The 16,807-nt window shown below is 67.0% G+C and carries 12 protein-coding genes; 11 read left to right on the forward strand and 1 reads right to left on the reverse strand.

Annotation, left to right across the window (positions count from 1 at the left end; translation table 11 throughout):
• Positions 1-122: 122 nt before the first annotated feature.
• Positions 123-1,952, forward strand: a complete 1,830-nt coding sequence (locus JOF56_RS31295; protein WP_209643056.1) for a sugar phosphate isomerase/epimerase and 4-hydroxyphenylpyruvate domain-containing protein — start codon at positions 123-125, stop codon at positions 1,950-1,952.
• Here the strand turns inward: JOF56_RS31295 and JOF56_RS31300 are convergent.
• Positions 1,885-2,805, reverse strand: coding sequence for a shikimate dehydrogenase (locus tag JOF56_RS31300; RefSeq protein WP_307855338.1), 921 nt, complete (start codon positions 2,803-2,805; stop codon positions 1,885-1,887). The genes JOF56_RS31295 and JOF56_RS31300 overlap by 68 nt on opposite strands.
• Before the next feature lie 336 nt (positions 2,806-3,141).
• Between JOF56_RS31300 and JOF56_RS31305 the strand changes: the two genes are divergently transcribed.
• The 10 genes from JOF56_RS31305 (at position 3,142) to JOF56_RS31350 (ending at position 16,746) form a co-directional block, all read left to right on the forward strand.
• Positions 3,142-4,707 (forward strand): ABC transporter substrate-binding protein, encoded by a 1,566-nt coding sequence (locus JOF56_RS31305; RefSeq protein WP_245378472.1) that lies wholly within the window; start codon positions 3,142-3,144, stop codon positions 4,705-4,707.
• Positions 4,707-5,663: an ABC transporter permease gene (locus JOF56_RS31310; protein ID WP_245378473.1), complete on the forward strand. Its 957-nt coding sequence runs from the start codon at positions 4,707-4,709 to the stop codon at positions 5,661-5,663. The genes JOF56_RS31305 and JOF56_RS31310 overlap by 1 nt, the downstream gene beginning before the upstream one ends.
• The gene (locus tag JOF56_RS31315; protein ID WP_209643059.1) at positions 5,660-7,615 is read left to right on the forward strand and encodes a dipeptide/oligopeptide/nickel ABC transporter permease/ATP-binding protein; all 1,956 of its coding nucleotides are present in this window, start codon (positions 5,660-5,662) and stop codon (positions 7,613-7,615) included. The genes JOF56_RS31310 and JOF56_RS31315 overlap by 4 nt, the downstream gene beginning before the upstream one ends.
• Positions 7,616-7,661: 46 nt before the next feature.
• Complete coding sequence (locus tag JOF56_RS31320) at positions 7,662-8,612, forward strand: oligopeptide/dipeptide ABC transporter ATP-binding protein (protein WP_209643060.1); 951 nt, start codon at positions 7,662-7,664, stop codon at positions 8,610-8,612.
• A gap of 12 nt (positions 8,613-8,624) precedes the next feature.
• Positions 8,625-10,493, forward strand: coding sequence for an exo-alpha-sialidase (locus tag JOF56_RS31325; RefSeq protein ID WP_307855339.1), 1,869 nt, complete (start codon positions 8,625-8,627; stop codon positions 10,491-10,493).
• A gap of 2 nt (positions 10,494-10,495) precedes the next feature.
• Complete coding sequence (locus JOF56_RS31330; RefSeq protein WP_209643061.1) at positions 10,496-11,713, forward strand: sialidase family protein; 1,218 nt, start codon at positions 10,496-10,498, stop codon at positions 11,711-11,713.
• Positions 11,706-12,614 (forward strand): dihydrodipicolinate synthase family protein, encoded by a 909-nt coding sequence (locus tag JOF56_RS31335; RefSeq protein WP_307855340.1) that lies wholly within the window; start codon positions 11,706-11,708, stop codon positions 12,612-12,614. The genes JOF56_RS31330 and JOF56_RS31335 overlap by 8 nt, the downstream gene beginning before the upstream one ends.
• Before the next feature lie 29 nt (positions 12,615-12,643).
• Entirely contained in the window at positions 12,644-13,363 is a 720-nt protein-coding gene (locus JOF56_RS31340) for a FadR/GntR family transcriptional regulator (protein WP_209643063.1), read from the forward strand.
• A gap of 16 nt (positions 13,364-13,379) precedes the next feature.
• The gene (locus JOF56_RS31345) at positions 13,380-14,090 is read left to right on the forward strand and encodes a class I SAM-dependent methyltransferase (protein WP_209643064.1); all 711 of its coding nucleotides are present in this window, start codon (positions 13,380-13,382) and stop codon (positions 14,088-14,090) included.
• Between the two features lie 331 nt (positions 14,091-14,421).
• Positions 14,422-16,746, forward strand: coding sequence for a tetratricopeptide repeat protein (locus JOF56_RS31350; protein ID WP_245378474.1), 2,325 nt, complete (start codon positions 14,422-14,424; stop codon positions 16,744-16,746).
• Positions 16,747-16,807: the final 61 nt, after the last annotated feature.

Genomic DNA, 16,807 nt, shown 5'->3' on the forward strand with positions numbered 1-16,807 from the left:
CCCCAATGCCACATTGGGGACATCTGATGCCACCAATGTGGCATTGGGGGCAAAACTCTGGAGCGGGGGCTAAGTAACTATCTGGTACGTTCATTGGCCTGGCCGGTTTGACGGAGGTGGCGATGCGAAGCCCGGAGCTCCGCCTGGACATCGCGACGGTGTGCCTGTCCGGCACGCTCGACGACAAACTGGCCGCCGCGGCCGCCGCGGGCTTCGACGGCGTGGAGATCTTCGAGAACGACCTGCTCGTCTCGACCTGGGCGCCTCGTGAGATCCGGGCCCGCTGCGGCGACCTCGGCCTGTCCATCGACCTGTACCAGCCGTTCCGCGACTTCGAAGCGGTGCCGCCGGACGTGTTCGAGGCCAACCTGCGGCGCGCCGAGCGCAAGTTCGACGTGATGCAACAGCTCGGGGCCGACACCATGCTGGTGTGCTCATCGGTGTCGCCGGACGCGGTCGACGATGACGACCTCGCCGCCGAGCAGTTGCACGAGCTGGCGTCCCGGGCTGGGGAGCGAGGCATCCGGATCGCGTACGAAGCCCTTGCGTGGGGCCGATTTGTGAACACCTACGAGCATTCCTGGCGGATCGTCAGGCGGGGCGACCATCCCGCGCTCGGGCTGTGCCTGGACAGCTTCCACGTGCTGTCCAAGGGCAGTGACATCGCCGGGATCCGGGTGATCCCGGGGGCGAAGATCTTCTTCCTGCAGCTGGCGGACGCGCCGAAGCTGCGGATGGACGTGCTGCAGTGGAGCAGGCATCACCGGCTGTTCCCCGGGCAGGGCGCGTTCGACCTGAGCACCTTCGTCGGCACGGTGGCGGCCACCGGATACGCCGGTCCGTTGTCGCTGGAGGTGTTCAACGACGTTTTCCGGCAGTCGGATCCGGCGCGTACCGCAGCCGATGCCATGCGGTCGTTGGTGATTCTCCGGGAAGACGTCTCGAACACAGGGCCGGTACAGGTTCGTGAGCGGATGCGTGTCGCCGATCTGTCGACCGTTTCGGCGCCGGCCGGTTACGCGTTCGTGGAGCTGGCCGCGCCCGCCCCGGCCGGGATCCTGGCCGCGATGGGATTCGTCCACATCGGTCAGCACAACACGCGTCCAATCCAGTTGTGGCAACAGGGTGACGCGCGGGTGGCGGTACGCGCGGGTGTCAGTGAACGAATCGGCGCACTGGGGGTGGCGACGTCGGAACCGCTCGTCGCGGCGCAGCGGGCGAAGCGTTTGCTCGCTTCAGGGATGTCTGATGTGGACTATGACGATCCCGCTGTGACGGCGCCCGACGGTGTCGGCATTGTCTTCGTCCGCCCGGAAGGCGACTGGATGGCCGACTTCACGCCGCCTGAGCCCGGAATGGTCGTGAACACCTGTGGTATCACCGGGATCGACCACATCTCGCTGACCGAGCCGTTCGACGACTTCGACCAGATCGCGTTGTTCTACCGGGCCGCGCTCGGCCTGGAGCCGGAACCGGAGGCCGAGTTCGCGGCACCGTTCGGGCTGATCCGCAGCCGATCCGCGAGCGACCGTGACCGGCGGATCCGTATCGCCCTCAACGTGGCCACGCTTCGCCGGGGCCATTGGGCGCCAGCGGTTCTGGATCCCCAGCACATCGCCTTCACGTCCGATGACGTCGTGACCACGGCCATGGCAATGCGCGCGCTCGGCGCTCCGCTGCTGGACATCCCCGGCAACTACTACGACGATCTCGACGCGCGCTTCGCGTTGCCGCCCGAGCGGCTTGATTTGCTGCGCTCGTACTCACTGTTGTACGACCGCGACGAGCACGGCGAGTTCCTGCATTTCTACACGCACATGTTGGGGTCGCGTGTGTTCTTCGAAGTGGTCCAACGCATTGACGGCTACGCGGGCTACGGCGTGGTCAACTCGCCGGTGCGGATGGCCGCCCACCGGCAGTTCCGGCTGGCGAACGCCCCTGCCCGGGAGTGAGTGCCGCGAAGTGGTGCAGCATCCGGCTGGTGTCGGGTGTGCGGCCGGTGAAGAGCCGGAACGCTTCGGCGGCCTGGAAAACGACCATTCCGCCGCCGTCGAGTACACCGCAGCCCCGGGCATGCGCGGTCATCACGAGTTCGGTGTTCAACGGCCGGTAGACCACGTCGGCCACCCACAGGTGCGGCATGATCAGTTCTGCGGGCAACGGCAGTCCCGGGTAGGCAGCCATCCCGGTCGGTGTCGCGTGGACCAGGCCGTCCGCATGAGGGATCACGTCGTCCAACTTGCCGGTGGCAGCCCGGTCCGGGCCGAAGTTCCTGTGCAGTGAGCGGATGAGCTTGTCGCAGCGGCCTTGATCGGTGTCGAAAACGTGGACCGTTCCGGCGCCCATGGTCAGCAGGGCATGTGCCGCGGCGGCCCCGGCTCCGCCTGCGCCCAGCAGGACCACGTTGTCGAGCGGAGCCTCAGGCAGGCCTAGTGCGAGGTTACGGGCGAAGCCTGAAAGATCCGTGTTGTGGCCGATCGCCTTGCCGTCCGCGAAGACCACGGTGTTGACCGCCTGCAGGGCTTCGGCTTCGGGGGAGAGGCCGTCGAGGTGTTCGAGTACGAGCTGCTTGCACGGGTGGGTGATGTTGAGCCCGTTGTAGCCGGCCAGCCTCGCGGCCGCGACGAGCTCGCCGACGGCCTCGGGCGGCAGGCCGAGGACCGTGAGGTCGAGCTTGCGGTACAGGTAGCGCAGCCCGAGTTCGTCGGCCGCGCGCTCGTGCAGGGCCGGGCTCAGGGATGTCTCGATCCCGGAGCCGATCAGGCCGACCAGGTACCGGTCCTCGTCGTGCGGTGCCACAGCCACGATCCCTCCGGACGAAGTATGAACGTACTAGATAGTTACTTGTACTCGATTCTCGCCGGACAGGGAAGTACTGGGCGTGACGAGTCGATTCGTGGATCTTCACGGAGCGTGCCGATGCCCCTTCGCTGAGGCTGCGGCAGCGTTGTATCCGTTGAGTGACAACGGCATTGCGGTCGTGCGTCGTGACTCTTGACCTTCGCGCGATCGCGTCCTATGGTTTGCCACTCATAGGACGTGGGATGTCCTATCTCGTCTTTCTGGATGTCGTACACGCAGCAAGGAGGCGCGGTGTCCGAGACTCGGTCCGGAGCTGGTCAATCGTTTAGCCGGCGGGACATGTTGCGTTTCACCGGCCTAGCCGGTGTAGCTGTTGCCTTCTCGTCGACGCTCGCCGCGTGCGGCGGTCCTGCCTCGACGGTCGCCACAGGCAACAAGGCCGAGTCGATCACCGCGGTGATCGGCTACGGCAACAACCAGACATGGGACCCGCTGCAGACGGCGTCGGCCTTCTCGATGGCGGCCATCCTGCACTGCTACGAGTCCCTTGTGGAAGGGGACCCGATCACCCGGGAGCCGTTCGCGGGCCTGGCGAAGGCCCTGCCCGCGGATGTCAGCGGGACCAGCTTCACGATCGAGTTGCGCGACGGCGCGAAATGGCATGACGGTCAGCCCGTGACCGCCGACGACGTCGTGTTCACCTACACCAGGGCGCTCGACCCGAAGGAGAACGTGCTCGTCCGGACCTTCCTCGCGAGCTGGCTCAAGGAGGTCCGCAAGGCCGGCGAGAAGACCGTCGAGTTCGTCCTGTCGAATCCGTTCCCCTATGTGCTGCAACGACTCCAGACAGTCAAGATCGTCCCCAAGCATGTCTTCGACGGCAAGTGGCAGGACGCGGTGTCCGGCAAGGTCGTCGGCTCCGGCCCGTACAAGGTCGTCGAGCAGGCGCCGTTGTCGCACACCAAGTTCGAGCGGTTCGACGACTACAACGGACCGCGACCGGCTGTGTACAAGACGATGCTGTGGAACTCGATCGTCGAGGCGTCGCCCCGGGTCGCCAAGATCTCGGGTGCCACACCGGCCGCGCAGATCGCGGAGAACATCCCCGCGGCCAACGCCGAGCAGCTGACCAAGGACGGCCGGACGGTCGAGTTCGCCGACGGCGGCAACAACCTGTGGCTGATGTTCAACACCGCCCACGCGCCGTTCGACAACAAGCTTGTGCGCCAGGCGTTGCACCACGCGGTCGACAAAAAGAAGATGATCGAGGTCGGGCTGAAGGGCAAGGGCACCGCCGGCACGTCGTTCATCAACCCCAAGATGGCCGCCTCCCAGCCTGCCGCCAACGACTTCGCCTACAACCCTGACAAGGCGAAGGAACTGCTCAAACAGGCCGGTGTCACCGATCTCCAGGTCACGTTGTCCACGACGAACACCACGCTCGTCGCCGACTGCGTCAACGTGATCAAGGAGGGCTGGGACGCCATCGGGGTGAAGACCACATTGGACTCCCAGGACACCAAGGCGCTGTTCTCCAAGCTGGACAGCGGGTTCGACTTCCAGGTGGTGGCGACCACGCAGAACGCCGAGCAGTTCGGCAACGACCCCGATCTGCTGATCCGGTACTACTACGCGGGATCAGGCGTCGTGCCGAAGTACGCCCGGTGGAAGGGTGCGGAGTCCCAGACGCTGCTGGGGCTGCTGGACCAGGCCGCCACCGAGGTCGACGAGACCAAGCGCAAGGCGACCACCAAGCAGGCCCTGGACCTGATCGCCGACCAGGTGGCCTTGTACCCCATGGTCTTCACCCACAACGGCACCGCGTGGGACCCCAAGGTGCTGTCCGGCGTACGCGCGCAGGGCTACCCGGGGATCAACCTAAACCAGGCCAAGCCGGTGGCGTGATGGTCGTTCTGCGGATGCTGGCCGGGCGCGTTCTCGCGCTGGTGCCGCTGCTGCTCGGAGTCACCCTGTTCGTGTTCGTCGTGATGCAGTTCTCGCCGGTCGACCCGGCGCTGGCCGCGTTCGACGGCGCCAACGCCGGCGCCGAGCAGCTCGAGCGGTTCCGGCTGGAGAACGGGCTGCTCGATCCGTTGCCCGTGCAGTACCTGCGGTTCCTGTGGCAGCTCGTCCAGGGCGACTTCGGGACGAGCGTGATCACCAAGCAGCCGGTGGCCGACACCATCACCACAGCGCTGCCGCTCACCGTCCAGCTCACGCTGATGGGCCTGTTCATCGCGATCGTGGTGTCGGTGCCGCTCGGTGTGGTCTCGGCGATCCACCGCGACCGCTGGCCGGACCAGATCATCCGGATCGTGACGCTGGCCGGTGTGGCCGCGCCGGCGTTCTGGATCGCGTTGCTGCTCGTGCAGTGGCTCGCGGTCGGCCAGGGGCTGTTTCCCACGAGCGGGTACGTCAGCATGAACGACTCGTTCAGCGGCTGGCTGAACTCGATGACCCTGCCCGCGATCTCGCTGGCGCTGCCGGTGGCGGCCCAGCTGACCAGGATCATCCGCACGTCCATGGTGGAAGAGTTGGACAAGGACTACGTGCGGACCGCGCGTGGCGGCGGGCTGCCGCCGGTGGTCGTGGTGGGCCGCAACGTCCTGCGCAACGCCCTGGTCACCCCGCTGACCGTGCTCGGCATGCGGATCGGCTACCTGCTCGGCGGTGCGGTGGTCATCGAGACGATGTTCGCGCTGCCGGGCATGGGACAGAACATGATCCAGGCCGTCATCGACGGCGACGCGTCGAAGGTGCAGGGCTTCGTGATCACCATCGCGATCGGCTTCGTGCTGGTCAACCTGATCGTCGACATCCTCTATCTGATCGCCAGCCCGCGCCTGCGGAGCCACGCGTGAGGCCCGGCCTGGCCAGGCGGCTCAGCCGTCCTGGGATCCGGTTCAGCCGGCTCAGCCTGCCGTCGTGGATCGCGCTCGCGGTCATCGCGCTGCTGGCGCTCTTCGCCGCGTTGGCGCCGATCATCGCCGGGCACGACCCGTATCTGACCGGTGCCGCGGTCGAAGGACCAAGCGGCGAGCACTGGTTCGGCACTGATTCCTCTGGCAGGGACATCTTCTCGCGCGTGGTCTACGGCACGCGATGGTCGCTCGCGGTCGGCCTCGGCGCCATCGGGCTGGCGCTGGTGGCCGGCGTGCTGATCGGCTCGTTCGCGGCCACCTCGCGGCGCCGGGTGGGCGAGACGATCATGCGGGTGCTCGACGTCGTCATGGCGTTTCCCGGGATCGCCCTCGCGGCCGTGCTGGTCGCCGTGTTCGGGCGCGGGATCGTGGTCCTGATCCTCGCCCTGGGCTTCCTGTACACGCCGTTGGTCGCGCGGGTGGTCCGGGCGAACGTGATGGCGCAGTACAGCGAGGACTACGTCGCCGCCGAGCGGGTCATCGGTGCCAGGCGGGCCTACATCCTGGCCAAACACGTCGCGGTCAACTGCGCGGCGCCGATTCTGGTGTTCTGCACGGTGCTGGTGGCCGACGCGATCGTGTTCGAGGCGTCCCTGTCGTTCATCGGGGCCGGTATCCAGCAGCCGGATCCGTCCTGGGGGTCGGTTCTGGCCAACGGCAAGGAACTGGTGCTGACCGGCGGCTGGTGGGCGACGCTGTTCCCGGGCCTGCTGATCCTGGTGACAGTGCTTTCGCTGAATGTGCTGTCCGAAGGGGTCTCCGATGCGTGGGCGAGGCCGTCCGCACGCCGGGCACAGGCCGGGCGGGCGGCCAAGGACGTCGCCATGACAGAGCAGCCCGCCTTCGAGAACATCGAACCGGTGCTGCCGATCGCCGGGCTGCGTGAGGCGGGGGAGCGGTTGTCCCGCCAGGCACGCGATCTCTCCGGCCGGGAGACGGTGCTCGCCGTGGAACACCTGGCGATCTCGTTCCCCGATCGGCACAACGGGGTCAACGTCGTCAATGACGTGTCGTTCACCGTGCGCGCGGGCGAGGTGCTCGGGCTGATCGGCGAGTCGGGGTGCGGCAAGTCGCTGACCTCGCTGTCGATCATGGGCTTGCTGCCCGCGACAGCACAGGTCTCGGGCCAGATCCGCTTCGAGCAGACGGACATGCTCGCGCTGAGTCCCCGCCAGCGGCGCCGTTATCTCGGCCACGACCTGGCGATGATCTACCAGGACGCGCTGAGCTCGCTCAACCCGGCGATGACCATCCGCGCGCAGCTCAAGCAGTTCACCCGCCGCGGCGGCACGCGTACGCCCGAAGAGCTGCTGGAACTGGTGAACCTCGATCCGGAGCGGACGTTGCGGTCCTACCCGCACGAGTTGTCCGGCGGGCAACGGCAGCGCGTGCTGATCGCGATGGCGTTGTCGCGCAGCCCCAAGCTGATCGTGGCCGACGAGCCGACCACGGCACTCGATGTCACTGTGCAGGCGCAGATCGTGAAACTGTTGCTACGGCTGCAGGAGGAGCTCGGGTTCGCGCTCATCCTGGTCTCGCACGACCTCGCGCTGGTGTCCGAAGTGGCCGACCGGGTCGTGGTGATGTACGGCGGCCAGGTCGCCGAGATGGGCTCGATCGCGCAGATCGTCGGCTCGCCGCGGCACCACTACACCCGCGGCCTGTTGTCGGCTGTGCTTTCGCTGGAGGAGAACCAGGCCACGCTGACCCAGATCAAGGGTGTCGTGCCCGCGCCCGCGGACTTCGAGGCGGGGTGCCGGTTCTCCGACCGGTGCCCGGCTGCTCGTGCGATCTGCCATACCGACGCGCCACCTAAGGAAGGCGACAACGTCAACCACCTGATCGCATGTCATTTCCCCGCTGAGCTACCGGCTGAGGTGACCACAGGATGAACGGCAGGATGACCGAAGAACCTTCGTGGGGCTTGCGGGCGGACTCATGACGAGCCTGCTTGAGCTTGATTCCGTGCATGTCGTGCACCGCATCCGGTCGGCGCGACTGTTCGGGCACGACAACGTCTACGCGCTCACCGACGCGAACCTCGTGTTGAACGAGGGGGAAACCGTCGGTGTGGTGGGCGAATCCGGCTGCGGGAAGTCCACTTTGGCCAAGGTGGTCGTCGGCCTGCAGCGCCCGACCGAAGGGACTGTGCGGTTCCGCGGCGAGTCGCTGGAGAAGCTCGGTGCGGCCGGGTTCGGACGGCACGTCGGGATGATCTTCCAGGACCCGTCGACCGCGCTGAACCGCCGCCTGCCGGTCACCAAGATCATCCGTGATCCGCTTGACGTGCACCGGGAAGGCTCTCCGGTCGAGCGTGCCGATCGGGTGCGTGAGCTGATGTCGTTGGTCGGCCTGCCGGACAGTGTCGCGGATGCCGTGCCGGCGCAGCTTTCCGGCGGCCAGCGCCAGCGTGTGGCGATCGCGCGGGCACTGGCGCTGCGGCCCGCATTGCTGGTTGCCGACGAACCGACTTCGGCACTGGACGTGTCCGTGCGCGCCCAGATCCTCAATCTGCTGGTCGATCTGCGTGAGCGGCTCGGCTTGGCGATGGTGTTCATCTCCCACGACATCCAGACGGTCAAGAAGATGAGCGACCGCATCGTCACGATGTATCTCGGCCGTATCGTCGAGCAGGCACCGGCCGAAGCGGTTCCCCAGGCCACGCATCACCCGTACATGCGTGCACTGTTCTCGGCGACGCCGAGCCTGCTGCACGCCGTCGAACCCATCGTCCTCAGTGGACCCGTCCCGTCCGCGACCGCCCCGCCGAGCGGCTGCAACTTCCGCACCCGCTGCTGGAAGGCGACCGACGAGTGCGCGGCGGACCTCCCCGCGCTGGTCACCGCGGGCGCCGATCACTCCTACCGCTGCATTCACCCTGAGCTCTAGAGAGGACAGTCCGTGCGACTGACAGCGTTGTTGTCCATGGCTTTGGCCGGGGCTCTCACCTTGGGCCTGGCTCCGGCCGCGACTGCCGCACCCGCGCCGCACCTGGAGCAACAGGTGCTGTTCAAGGCTTCGCAGGAGCAGGGCTACTGGTGTTTCCGTATTCCCGCGGTCGTCCGGAGCGCGAAGGGAACGCTGCTGGCGTTCGCCGAAGGCCGCGTCGACAACTGCGGGGACACCGGCGACATCGATGTGGTGCTCAAAAGGTCTTCCGACGGCGGCAAGACGTGGGCGCCGATGCAGTTGGTGAACGAGGGCAAGGGCGACACCCACGGCAACCCGGTGCCGATCGTGGACCAGGTCACCGGGCGGATCTTCCTGTTCACCACGTACAACGTGGGTCGTAAGGACGACAAGGCGTGCGATGTGCCGTGCAAGCGCACGCCGCACATGCAGTACAGCGATGACGACGGCGCGACCTGGTCGGCGCCGGTCGACATGAGCGGGAAAGTCAAGCTGCCGCAATGGGATTTCTGGTATGCCTCCGGTCCGGTGCACGGCATCCAGCTGACCCGTGGCCGGTACGCCGGACGGCTGGTCTTCGGTGTGTCCGGCGAGACCAGCGACAACGGTACGACGAAGTCGATCGCCAACGACGCGGCCCTGGTCTACAGCGATGACCACGGCAGGACCTGGCAGGTCGGCGCCGTGGACAGCATCAAGTTCCCGGCCGGTGGCCCGTTCACCCAGAAGCCGCAGGAGATCACGGTCACCGAACTCGCCGACGGCTCGGTCTACGCCGGTGCGCGTGACCAGGGCGGGACCGATGTCGGCAACCGGAGCTTCGCGATCAGCCGGGACGGCGGCAAGTCGTTCAGCAAGCCTTTCCAGACCATCCCCGACCTGGTGACGCCGACTGTGCAGGGCGCTGTGCTGCGCCTGCAGCGGATCGGCCGTCCCGACCGGGTCCTGTTCTCCGCGCCTTCGGACACCGACCGGCGCCGGTGGATGATGATCCGTTCCTCGTACGACCAGAGCAGGTCCTGGGAGAACGCCGAGCAGGGCACGCGGATCACGTCCGACTGGTCCGGCTACTCCGATCTGGTGCAGATCAGCACGCCGTGGGCGCGGTCGACCGAGATCGGGCTGATGTACGAGGGCGGTCCGGTCGACGCCCGCGACGAGATCCGGTTCGCCCGGTTCAACGAGGAATACCTCGGCTGGCGGAAGTCGCCTGGGCCCACCACGCCCGATGTGTCCAGGACCAACAAGGATGCGTACGCACTGGGCGGCCCCGTGACAACCCGCGGCCGCTTCGGCAAGGGACTTGAGCTCGACGGCGTCGACGACTACCTGCGCGTGCCCTACGACCGCGCTCAGTTGCCTGGTGCTGGGGACTTCACGTACACCACGTGGTTCCGTTACGGCGAAACACAAGGCGACCAGGTGCTGCTGTGGCTCGGCGGCATGGGCAACACAACGCCACAACTGTGGCTTCGGGCCGAACCGGGCGCCAAACGTTTGACCGCGAGGATGACGACGCCGAGCGGCAGCGCGTCCGTCGCTTCCACGCAGGCGTATGACGATCAACAGTGGCATCATGTTGCGCTGCAACGGTCAGCAGGTCAGTTGCTGCTCTGGGTGGACGGCGTCCAGGTAGCGTCCGGTCCGGCGGTTGCCGGTTCGGTCAGTGAGCGGGTCTCGTTCCAGATTCAGGTGGGACAACGACTCGACAACGCCCAGCGGTTCGACGGCGCCTTCGACGAGGTCCGCCTTTACACGCGTGCCTTGTCGGCGACCGAGCTTGAGCGGATTCGCCTGACGAACGCGGACGTGCGCGATGGCCAGGTCCTGCGCCTTCCGCTGGACAGGATCGGAGGGTGACCATGGCTCTTCGCTCCCTGATGGTGGCTGTGCTGGCTGTTGCCGCGCTGGCGCAGCCCGCGAATGCCACGCCGAGCCAGGGCTGCACTTCAGTTCCCTACACCTCTGGCACGGCTGGTTATCACACGTTCCGTATTCCAGCCGTGGTTCGCGCGGCCTCGGGTGCGTTGCTTGCCTTTGCCGAAGGACGTGTCGAGTCCGCCGGTGACACTGGTGCGATTCGTGTTGTGCTCCGCCGTTCCTACGATGGCGGCTGCAGTTGGGGCCCGATGACGGTGGTTTCCACCAACGGCGACGCGACTGCGGGCAACCCGGCGCCTGTCGTGCTGCCCGGCGGTGACATCGTGCTGCTGACCACGCGCAACGGCCGGGTCACCGAGCGGGAGATCATGTCCGGCACGGTGTCCGCTGAGGACAGCCGGCGCGTGTTCGTCCAGCGAAGCCGGGACAACGGCCGTACGTGGTCGCCGGCACGGGAGATCACTCAGGTCGCCAAGAAACCGGACTGGCGCTGGTACGCCACCGGCCCCGGGCACGCGATCGTGCTACGCGGTGGCCGGATTGTGGTTCCGGCCAACCATTCCGCCGCACCACCGGCCGGGTCCGCCGACGTCGGAACGGAAGCGAAGTACTACGGCGGGCACGACCTGATCAGCGACGACGGCGGTCGCACCTGGCGGATCGGGTTCACCGAGGACCGCACGGACGTGAACGTCGCGTCGAACGAGACCACGGTCGCGCAGTTGCCTGATGGCCGGTTGTACTTCAACAGCCGTAACCAGGGCGCGCTCGGCGGTCGTGTCGACACTGTCAGCACCGATGGCGGCGAGTCACTCGCGGCACCGTACCGTCCACAAACGACTCTGACCGGGCCGAAAGTCCAGGGCAGTGTCCTGCAGACCACGCACCCCAGGGTGTTGTTGTTCTCCGGTCCGGCTGACCCTGCCGTCCGCCGGTCGATGGCCGTCCGCGTCAGCGGCGACCAGGGGCGTACCTGGCGGCAGGGGCATGTCGTCTCCGCCGGCCCGGCTGCGTACTCGGACCTCGTACAGCTCGGCGGTTCCGTTGGCCTGCTTTACGAGACGGGCGTGAACGGGCCGTACGAGACGATCACGTTCACCCGGATCCCGATGCGTGTTCTCACTGTTTACAGGCAGAACATAGGACGTACGATGTCCTATGTCCCTGCTCGCTCCGCAAAGGGAGAGGCTGTTGACTGAGCTCGTCGGTGGCGTCGTGCCACCCGTGTGCACCCCGCTGACCACGGAACGAGAGCTGGACGTTCCCTCGCTGGAGCGCCTTGCCGCGTTCCTGATCGAGGCGGGTGTGCACGGCCTGTTCGTCACCGGGTCGACCGGCGAGGTCGCCTATCTGACCGACGACGTGCGCCGCGAGGCGCTCGAAGTGGTCGCGGGTGTCGCGGCGGGTCAGGTGCCGGTTCTCGCCGGGGTCATCGACACGACCACGACCCGGGTGATCGAGCACGCGCGAGCGGCCAAGTCCTCAGGTGCGGACGCCCTTGTGGCGACGGCGCCGTTCTACACGCCGACGCATCCATCGGAGTTCTACGGGCATTTCCGTGCCATCCGGGCGGCGGTGGACCTGCCGCTGGTCGGCTACGACATCCCGGTCTCGGTGGGCAGCAAGTTGCCCACCGAGGTCGTCGTGGAGCTTGCCGAGGACGGCACCCTGTCGGCGTTGAAGGACTCCAGCGGCGACCTCGACGGTCTGCGCGCGGTTCTTGAGCGGACAGAAGGATTTCAGTGTTATTCCGGCTCGGAGACCCTGGCCGACCTCGGCCTGTTCATCGGCGCGCACGGCCTGGTGCCGGGCATCGGTAACGTCGATCCGCATGGCTATCTGCGGCTTTACGAGGCGGCCCGCCGGCAGGACTGGGACGCCGCGCGTGCCGAACAGGCCCGGCTGCGCAAACTGTTCGAGCTGATCTATGTCGGTGACGCGAGGATGGGCCGGTACTCCTCGGCCATCGGCGCGTTCAAGGAAGGACTGGTGATCCGCGGCGTGATCGCGGGCGCCACCACGAGCGAGCCGATGATCCCGCTGAACGACGCCGAGCGCGCGGCCGTGCGGCAACGCCTCGACGAGGCGGGTCTGCTCTAAGGTTGGTTGGCTGAATATGGAGGTCCGTAGTGACGCAGCACCAGCCGACAACCAAGCTGGCCGTCAGGTTGAACCAGGCGATCCGGGACGAGATCACCGGGTTGATCCTCAGCCGTGGCCTGCAGTCGGGAGATCCGCTGCCGACCGAGACCGAGCTGGTCGAGACACTGGGGGTCAGCCGCAACTCGATCCGTGAGGCACTCAAGGCGCTGCAGGCGCTCGACATCGTGGAGATCAGGCACGGCTACGGCACTTACGTCGGCCGGCTGTCGCTCGACCCGTTCGCCGACGGGCTGACCTTCCGGGCGTTGCACGACATCGGGCGGGACCTCCGGTCGATGACCGAGATCGTCGAGGTGCGCGAAGCTCTCGAAGGTGCCCTCATCCGGCGGATAGCCACCACGATCCCGGAAGCCGACCTCGCCGCTCTGGACGACGTCACCCACAGGATGAGTGAGCGGGCCGCGGCCGGTGAGACGTTCGCCGAGGAGGACCGCGAGTTCCACGAGGTCCTCTACCGGTCGTTGGACAACGCGTTGGTGACCCAGTTGCTGCGCGCCTTCTGGGACGTCTTCCATCGCGTCAACCACCGTCTGGGTGTCACCGACCCGAATCCGAAACAAACCGTTCGCCGCCACCGCGCTATCGTCACCGCCCTGCGCAAGCACGATGTGGAACGCGCTGAACAGGCGATGGCCGAGCACTTCCGCAACCTCGACACGCGCGTCGCCCAGCTACGGTCCACCTGACTGGCAGACTGGGCCTGTGGCTGAGGCAGTGGGTCCGGATCCGCAGTATGACGTGTTCGCCGACGAGTTTCTGGATCATGCGCGCGATGGTCTCTACAACGCGCACTATGACCGTCCTGCCTGCCTGGAACTGCTCGGTGACGTGGCGGGGCTCAGTGTCCTGGACGTGGCGTGTGGTCCAGGGCTGTACGCCGAGGAGCTGGTGGCGCGCGGTGCCCAGGTAAGAGGGCTGGACATCAGCCCGCGCATGGTCGAGCTGGCGCGGGAACGTGTTCCGGATGCCGAGTTCTGTGTTCACGACATCGCCAAGCGGCTGGACTGGTTGCCCGACGACTCGGTGGATCTGGTGCTGTTCGCCCTGGCCATCGAGTACGTCGACGACCGGATATCGGCGTTGCGGGAGTTACGGCGAGTGTTGCGGCCGGGCGGCGCGCTGGTGCTGTCGCGCCAGCACCCGACTGGTGACTGGATCAGGCAGGGCGGGAACTACTTCGACGTGCGGGTGATCGAGGAGGTGTGGAGCCGAGGCTGGCGGCTGCGGTACTGGCTGGCGCCACTGGAACACACGTGCGAGGAGCTGCGTGAGGCGGGCTTTCTCATCGAGCGGCTCGTCGAACCGCGGCCGACCGCCCAGGCCGCCGGAATCGATCTGCAGACGTACGAGAAGCTGTCCCGGGAGCCGACCGGGTTCATCGCGATCAGGGCGTTGCCGGATCCTCGCCGATGAGTGGTGTGCGATTCGAGGTGTTAGGCCCGGTCAGGGCATGGCTGGGGGACGCTGAACTGGACATAGGCCCGCCCGCGCAGGCGTCGCTGCTGAGTCTGCTGCTCGTGCACGCCGGGCGTCCAGTGATCATGGCCGATATCGTCGACGCGCTGTGGGGCGACGATCCGCCGAGGACAGCGGTCAACATCGTGCACCGCGCGGTCGGGGCGTTACGGCGGCTGACGGATCCGGATCTGCCGCCCAGGGCGACAGGCCAGTTGGTCCTGCCCAGTTCCGGTGGCTATCGGCTGGATGTCAACGCCGACATGCTTGATCTGTTGCGTTCCGAGAGTTGCGGGACCGCGCGCGGGCAGCGCAGGAGCCTGCTCTGTTCGTCGAGGCGCTCGAACTGTGGCGAGGCCCAGTTGCCGCTGGTGTCGCGGAGACCGTACGAGCCCACCCGGAATTCGTGGCTGTCACGCATGAATACCTCGTCACGCTCGGGGAGGCCGTCGATGCGGGTGCCGATGTCCTGCCGATGCTCAGGCAAGCGGCCGCCGAACATCCGTTGGACGAGGCACTGCAGGCCAGACTGATCACAACGCTGACAGCGACCGGCCACCACGCCGAAGCCCGCGACACGTACGAAGCCGTGCGTGAACGGCTGGCCGACGAACTGGGTGTGGATCCGGGTCCTCAGCTTCGGCGCGCGCTCGGGCACCGGCGGACGTTCCGTTCGCAGCTCCCGGCCGACCTGCCGGGTTTCACCGGCCGTGACGCGGAGCTGGCCAGGACCGCTGCGCTGCTCACCGGGCACAGGCCCGCCATGACATGCGTCGCGATCTCGGGGATGGCAGGCGTCGGCAAGACCACCCTGGCTGTCCACCTCGCACACGAGGTCGCCGATCGTTTCCCGGACGGCTTGTTGTATGTGCACATGCGGGGTTACGCGCCTGGCGGCATCCTGAGCAGCGTCGAAGCCGTCGGCATCCTGTTGGAGACCTTGGGTGTGCCGTCGCAGCGCGTACCGGACGGCCTTGACGCGCGAACGGCGTTGTATCGCAGCATGCTCGCGGGCAAGCGTGTGCTCGTACTGATAGACGACGCGCGGGACGCGGACCACGCGCGCCCGTTACTGCCGGGCACGCCGGACGCGATGGTCATCGTGACCAGCCGAAACCGGCTGCTTGGCCTTGTCGCCCGCAACGGCGCCCACCCCGTTGTGCTCGGTCTGCCCACGACTGCCGAGGCACGCGATCTGCTGGCGCACCGCATCGGCGCCGACCGGGTGGCTGCCGAGCCGGACGCGGCCGACGAGATCGTCCTGCACTGTGGGCGACTTCCGTTGGCGCTCGCAGTCGTCGCGGCCTGTGCCGCGGCCTTTCCGGACGTCCCGCTCGCCGACATCGCCGCGCAGCTTCGTGCGGACAATCTCGCCGTCTTTTCCAGTGACGACAAAGACATCGATGTGCGCACAGTCTTCTCGTGGTCGTACCACGCCGTCAGCCCGGCTGCGGCGCGGATGTACCGGCTGCTCGCGTTGCATCCGGCCGGTCACATCTCTGCTGCTGCCGCGGCCAGCCTCGCCGGACTGGAAACACACCGTAGTCACACCTTGCTCGACGAGCTCTCCCGGGCACACCTGATCAACGAGCCGCTCCCGGAGCGCTACGTGTTCCATGACCTGCTGCGAGCGCACGCCGCCGAACTGGTGACCGGCGACGAGAAGCAGCCGGCGGAAACCCGGCTGGCCCAGCACTACCTGCATTCAGTACGCAGCGCGACCGCGCTTCTCTATCCGTACCGGCGTCATCCGGCTGTCGCGCAGCCCGGCGACGACGTGACGGCCCTGGAGTTCGACGATCACCAGCAGGCCGAGACCTGGCTGCGGGCCGAGCGGCCCACGTTGCTGGCAGTCGCCGATCAAGCGGGCTGGCATCTCGCCGCGGCGCTCGAGCTTTTCCTTGACCGGCAAGGACGTTGGCACGAACAGGTCACCCTGCAGCGCAATGCTCTGGCCGGTGCGACCGACGACCAAGGCCGCGCCCGTACCCACCGTCCGCTCGGGTTCGCCCTCGGCCGGCTCGACGACCACGCCGCCGCGGCGGCCCACCTGGCCGAGGCGCTGCGCCTGTTCCAGGAGCTCCAGGACCCGGACGGCGAGGCCATCACCCGCCGCAACCTGGCCTTTCTCGCCAACCGCCGGACCGAGCACGACCTCGCGCTGAAGCACTACGACCACGCACTCGCGTGTTACGAGACGATCGGGGACGAGCTCGGGCAGGCGACTGTCCACAATGAAGTCGGATGGACATACATCCTGTTCGGCGACTATGCCAAGGCTCTCGCCGAATGCGAACGAGCCGTGCGGATGCAGGAGAGGCTCGGCAACCGGAACGGTGTGGCGTCGGCAGCTGACAGCGTCGGCTACGCCTACCACCACCTGGGCTGTAACGTCGACGCGATCGCCTGGTACGAGCGCTCTCTGGAGTTGTACCGCGCTCTCAACGACCCCTATCTGATTGCGAACACCCTCTCGCATATCGGTGAGGCCTACAACGCTCTCGGTGAGCATGAGCCGGCCGTGACGGCCTGGCACGAGGCGTTGGAGATCCTCGACGAGCTCGGTCACCCGGACGCTGACGAGGTGCGCGCCGCCTTATTGACGCAACCTTGACGCTCACCTGGGAGCAAGACGGGCATACGGCCTGCGAGCAGGGTTAAGATCCTTGAAGATC

The organism is Kibdelosporangium banguiense (genome assembly GCF_017876405.1).
GTDB classification, from domain to species: Bacteria; Actinomycetota; Actinomycetes; order Mycobacteriales; family Pseudonocardiaceae; genus Kibdelosporangium; species Kibdelosporangium banguiense.

What these genes read in the sequence shown, in the direction of transcription:
- JOF56_RS31295 (WP_209643056.1), top strand. Translation starts at nt 123, where the DNA reads ATGCGAAGCCCGGAGCTCCGCCTGGACATCGCGACGGTGTGCCTGTCC.
- JOF56_RS31305 (WP_245378472.1), top strand. Translation starts at nt 3,142, where the DNA reads ATGTTGCGTTTCACCGGCCTAGCCGGTGTAGCTGTTGCCTTCTCGTCG.
- JOF56_RS31310 (WP_245378473.1), top strand. Translation starts at nt 4,707, where the DNA reads ATGGTCGTTCTGCGGATGCTGGCCGGGCGCGTTCTCGCGCTGGTGCCG.
- JOF56_RS31320 (WP_209643060.1), top strand. Translation starts at nt 7,662, where the DNA reads ATGACGAGCCTGCTTGAGCTTGATTCCGTGCATGTCGTGCACCGCATC.
- JOF56_RS31330 (WP_209643061.1), top strand. Translation starts at nt 10,496, where the DNA reads ATGGCTCTTCGCTCCCTGATGGTGGCTGTGCTGGCTGTTGCCGCGCTG.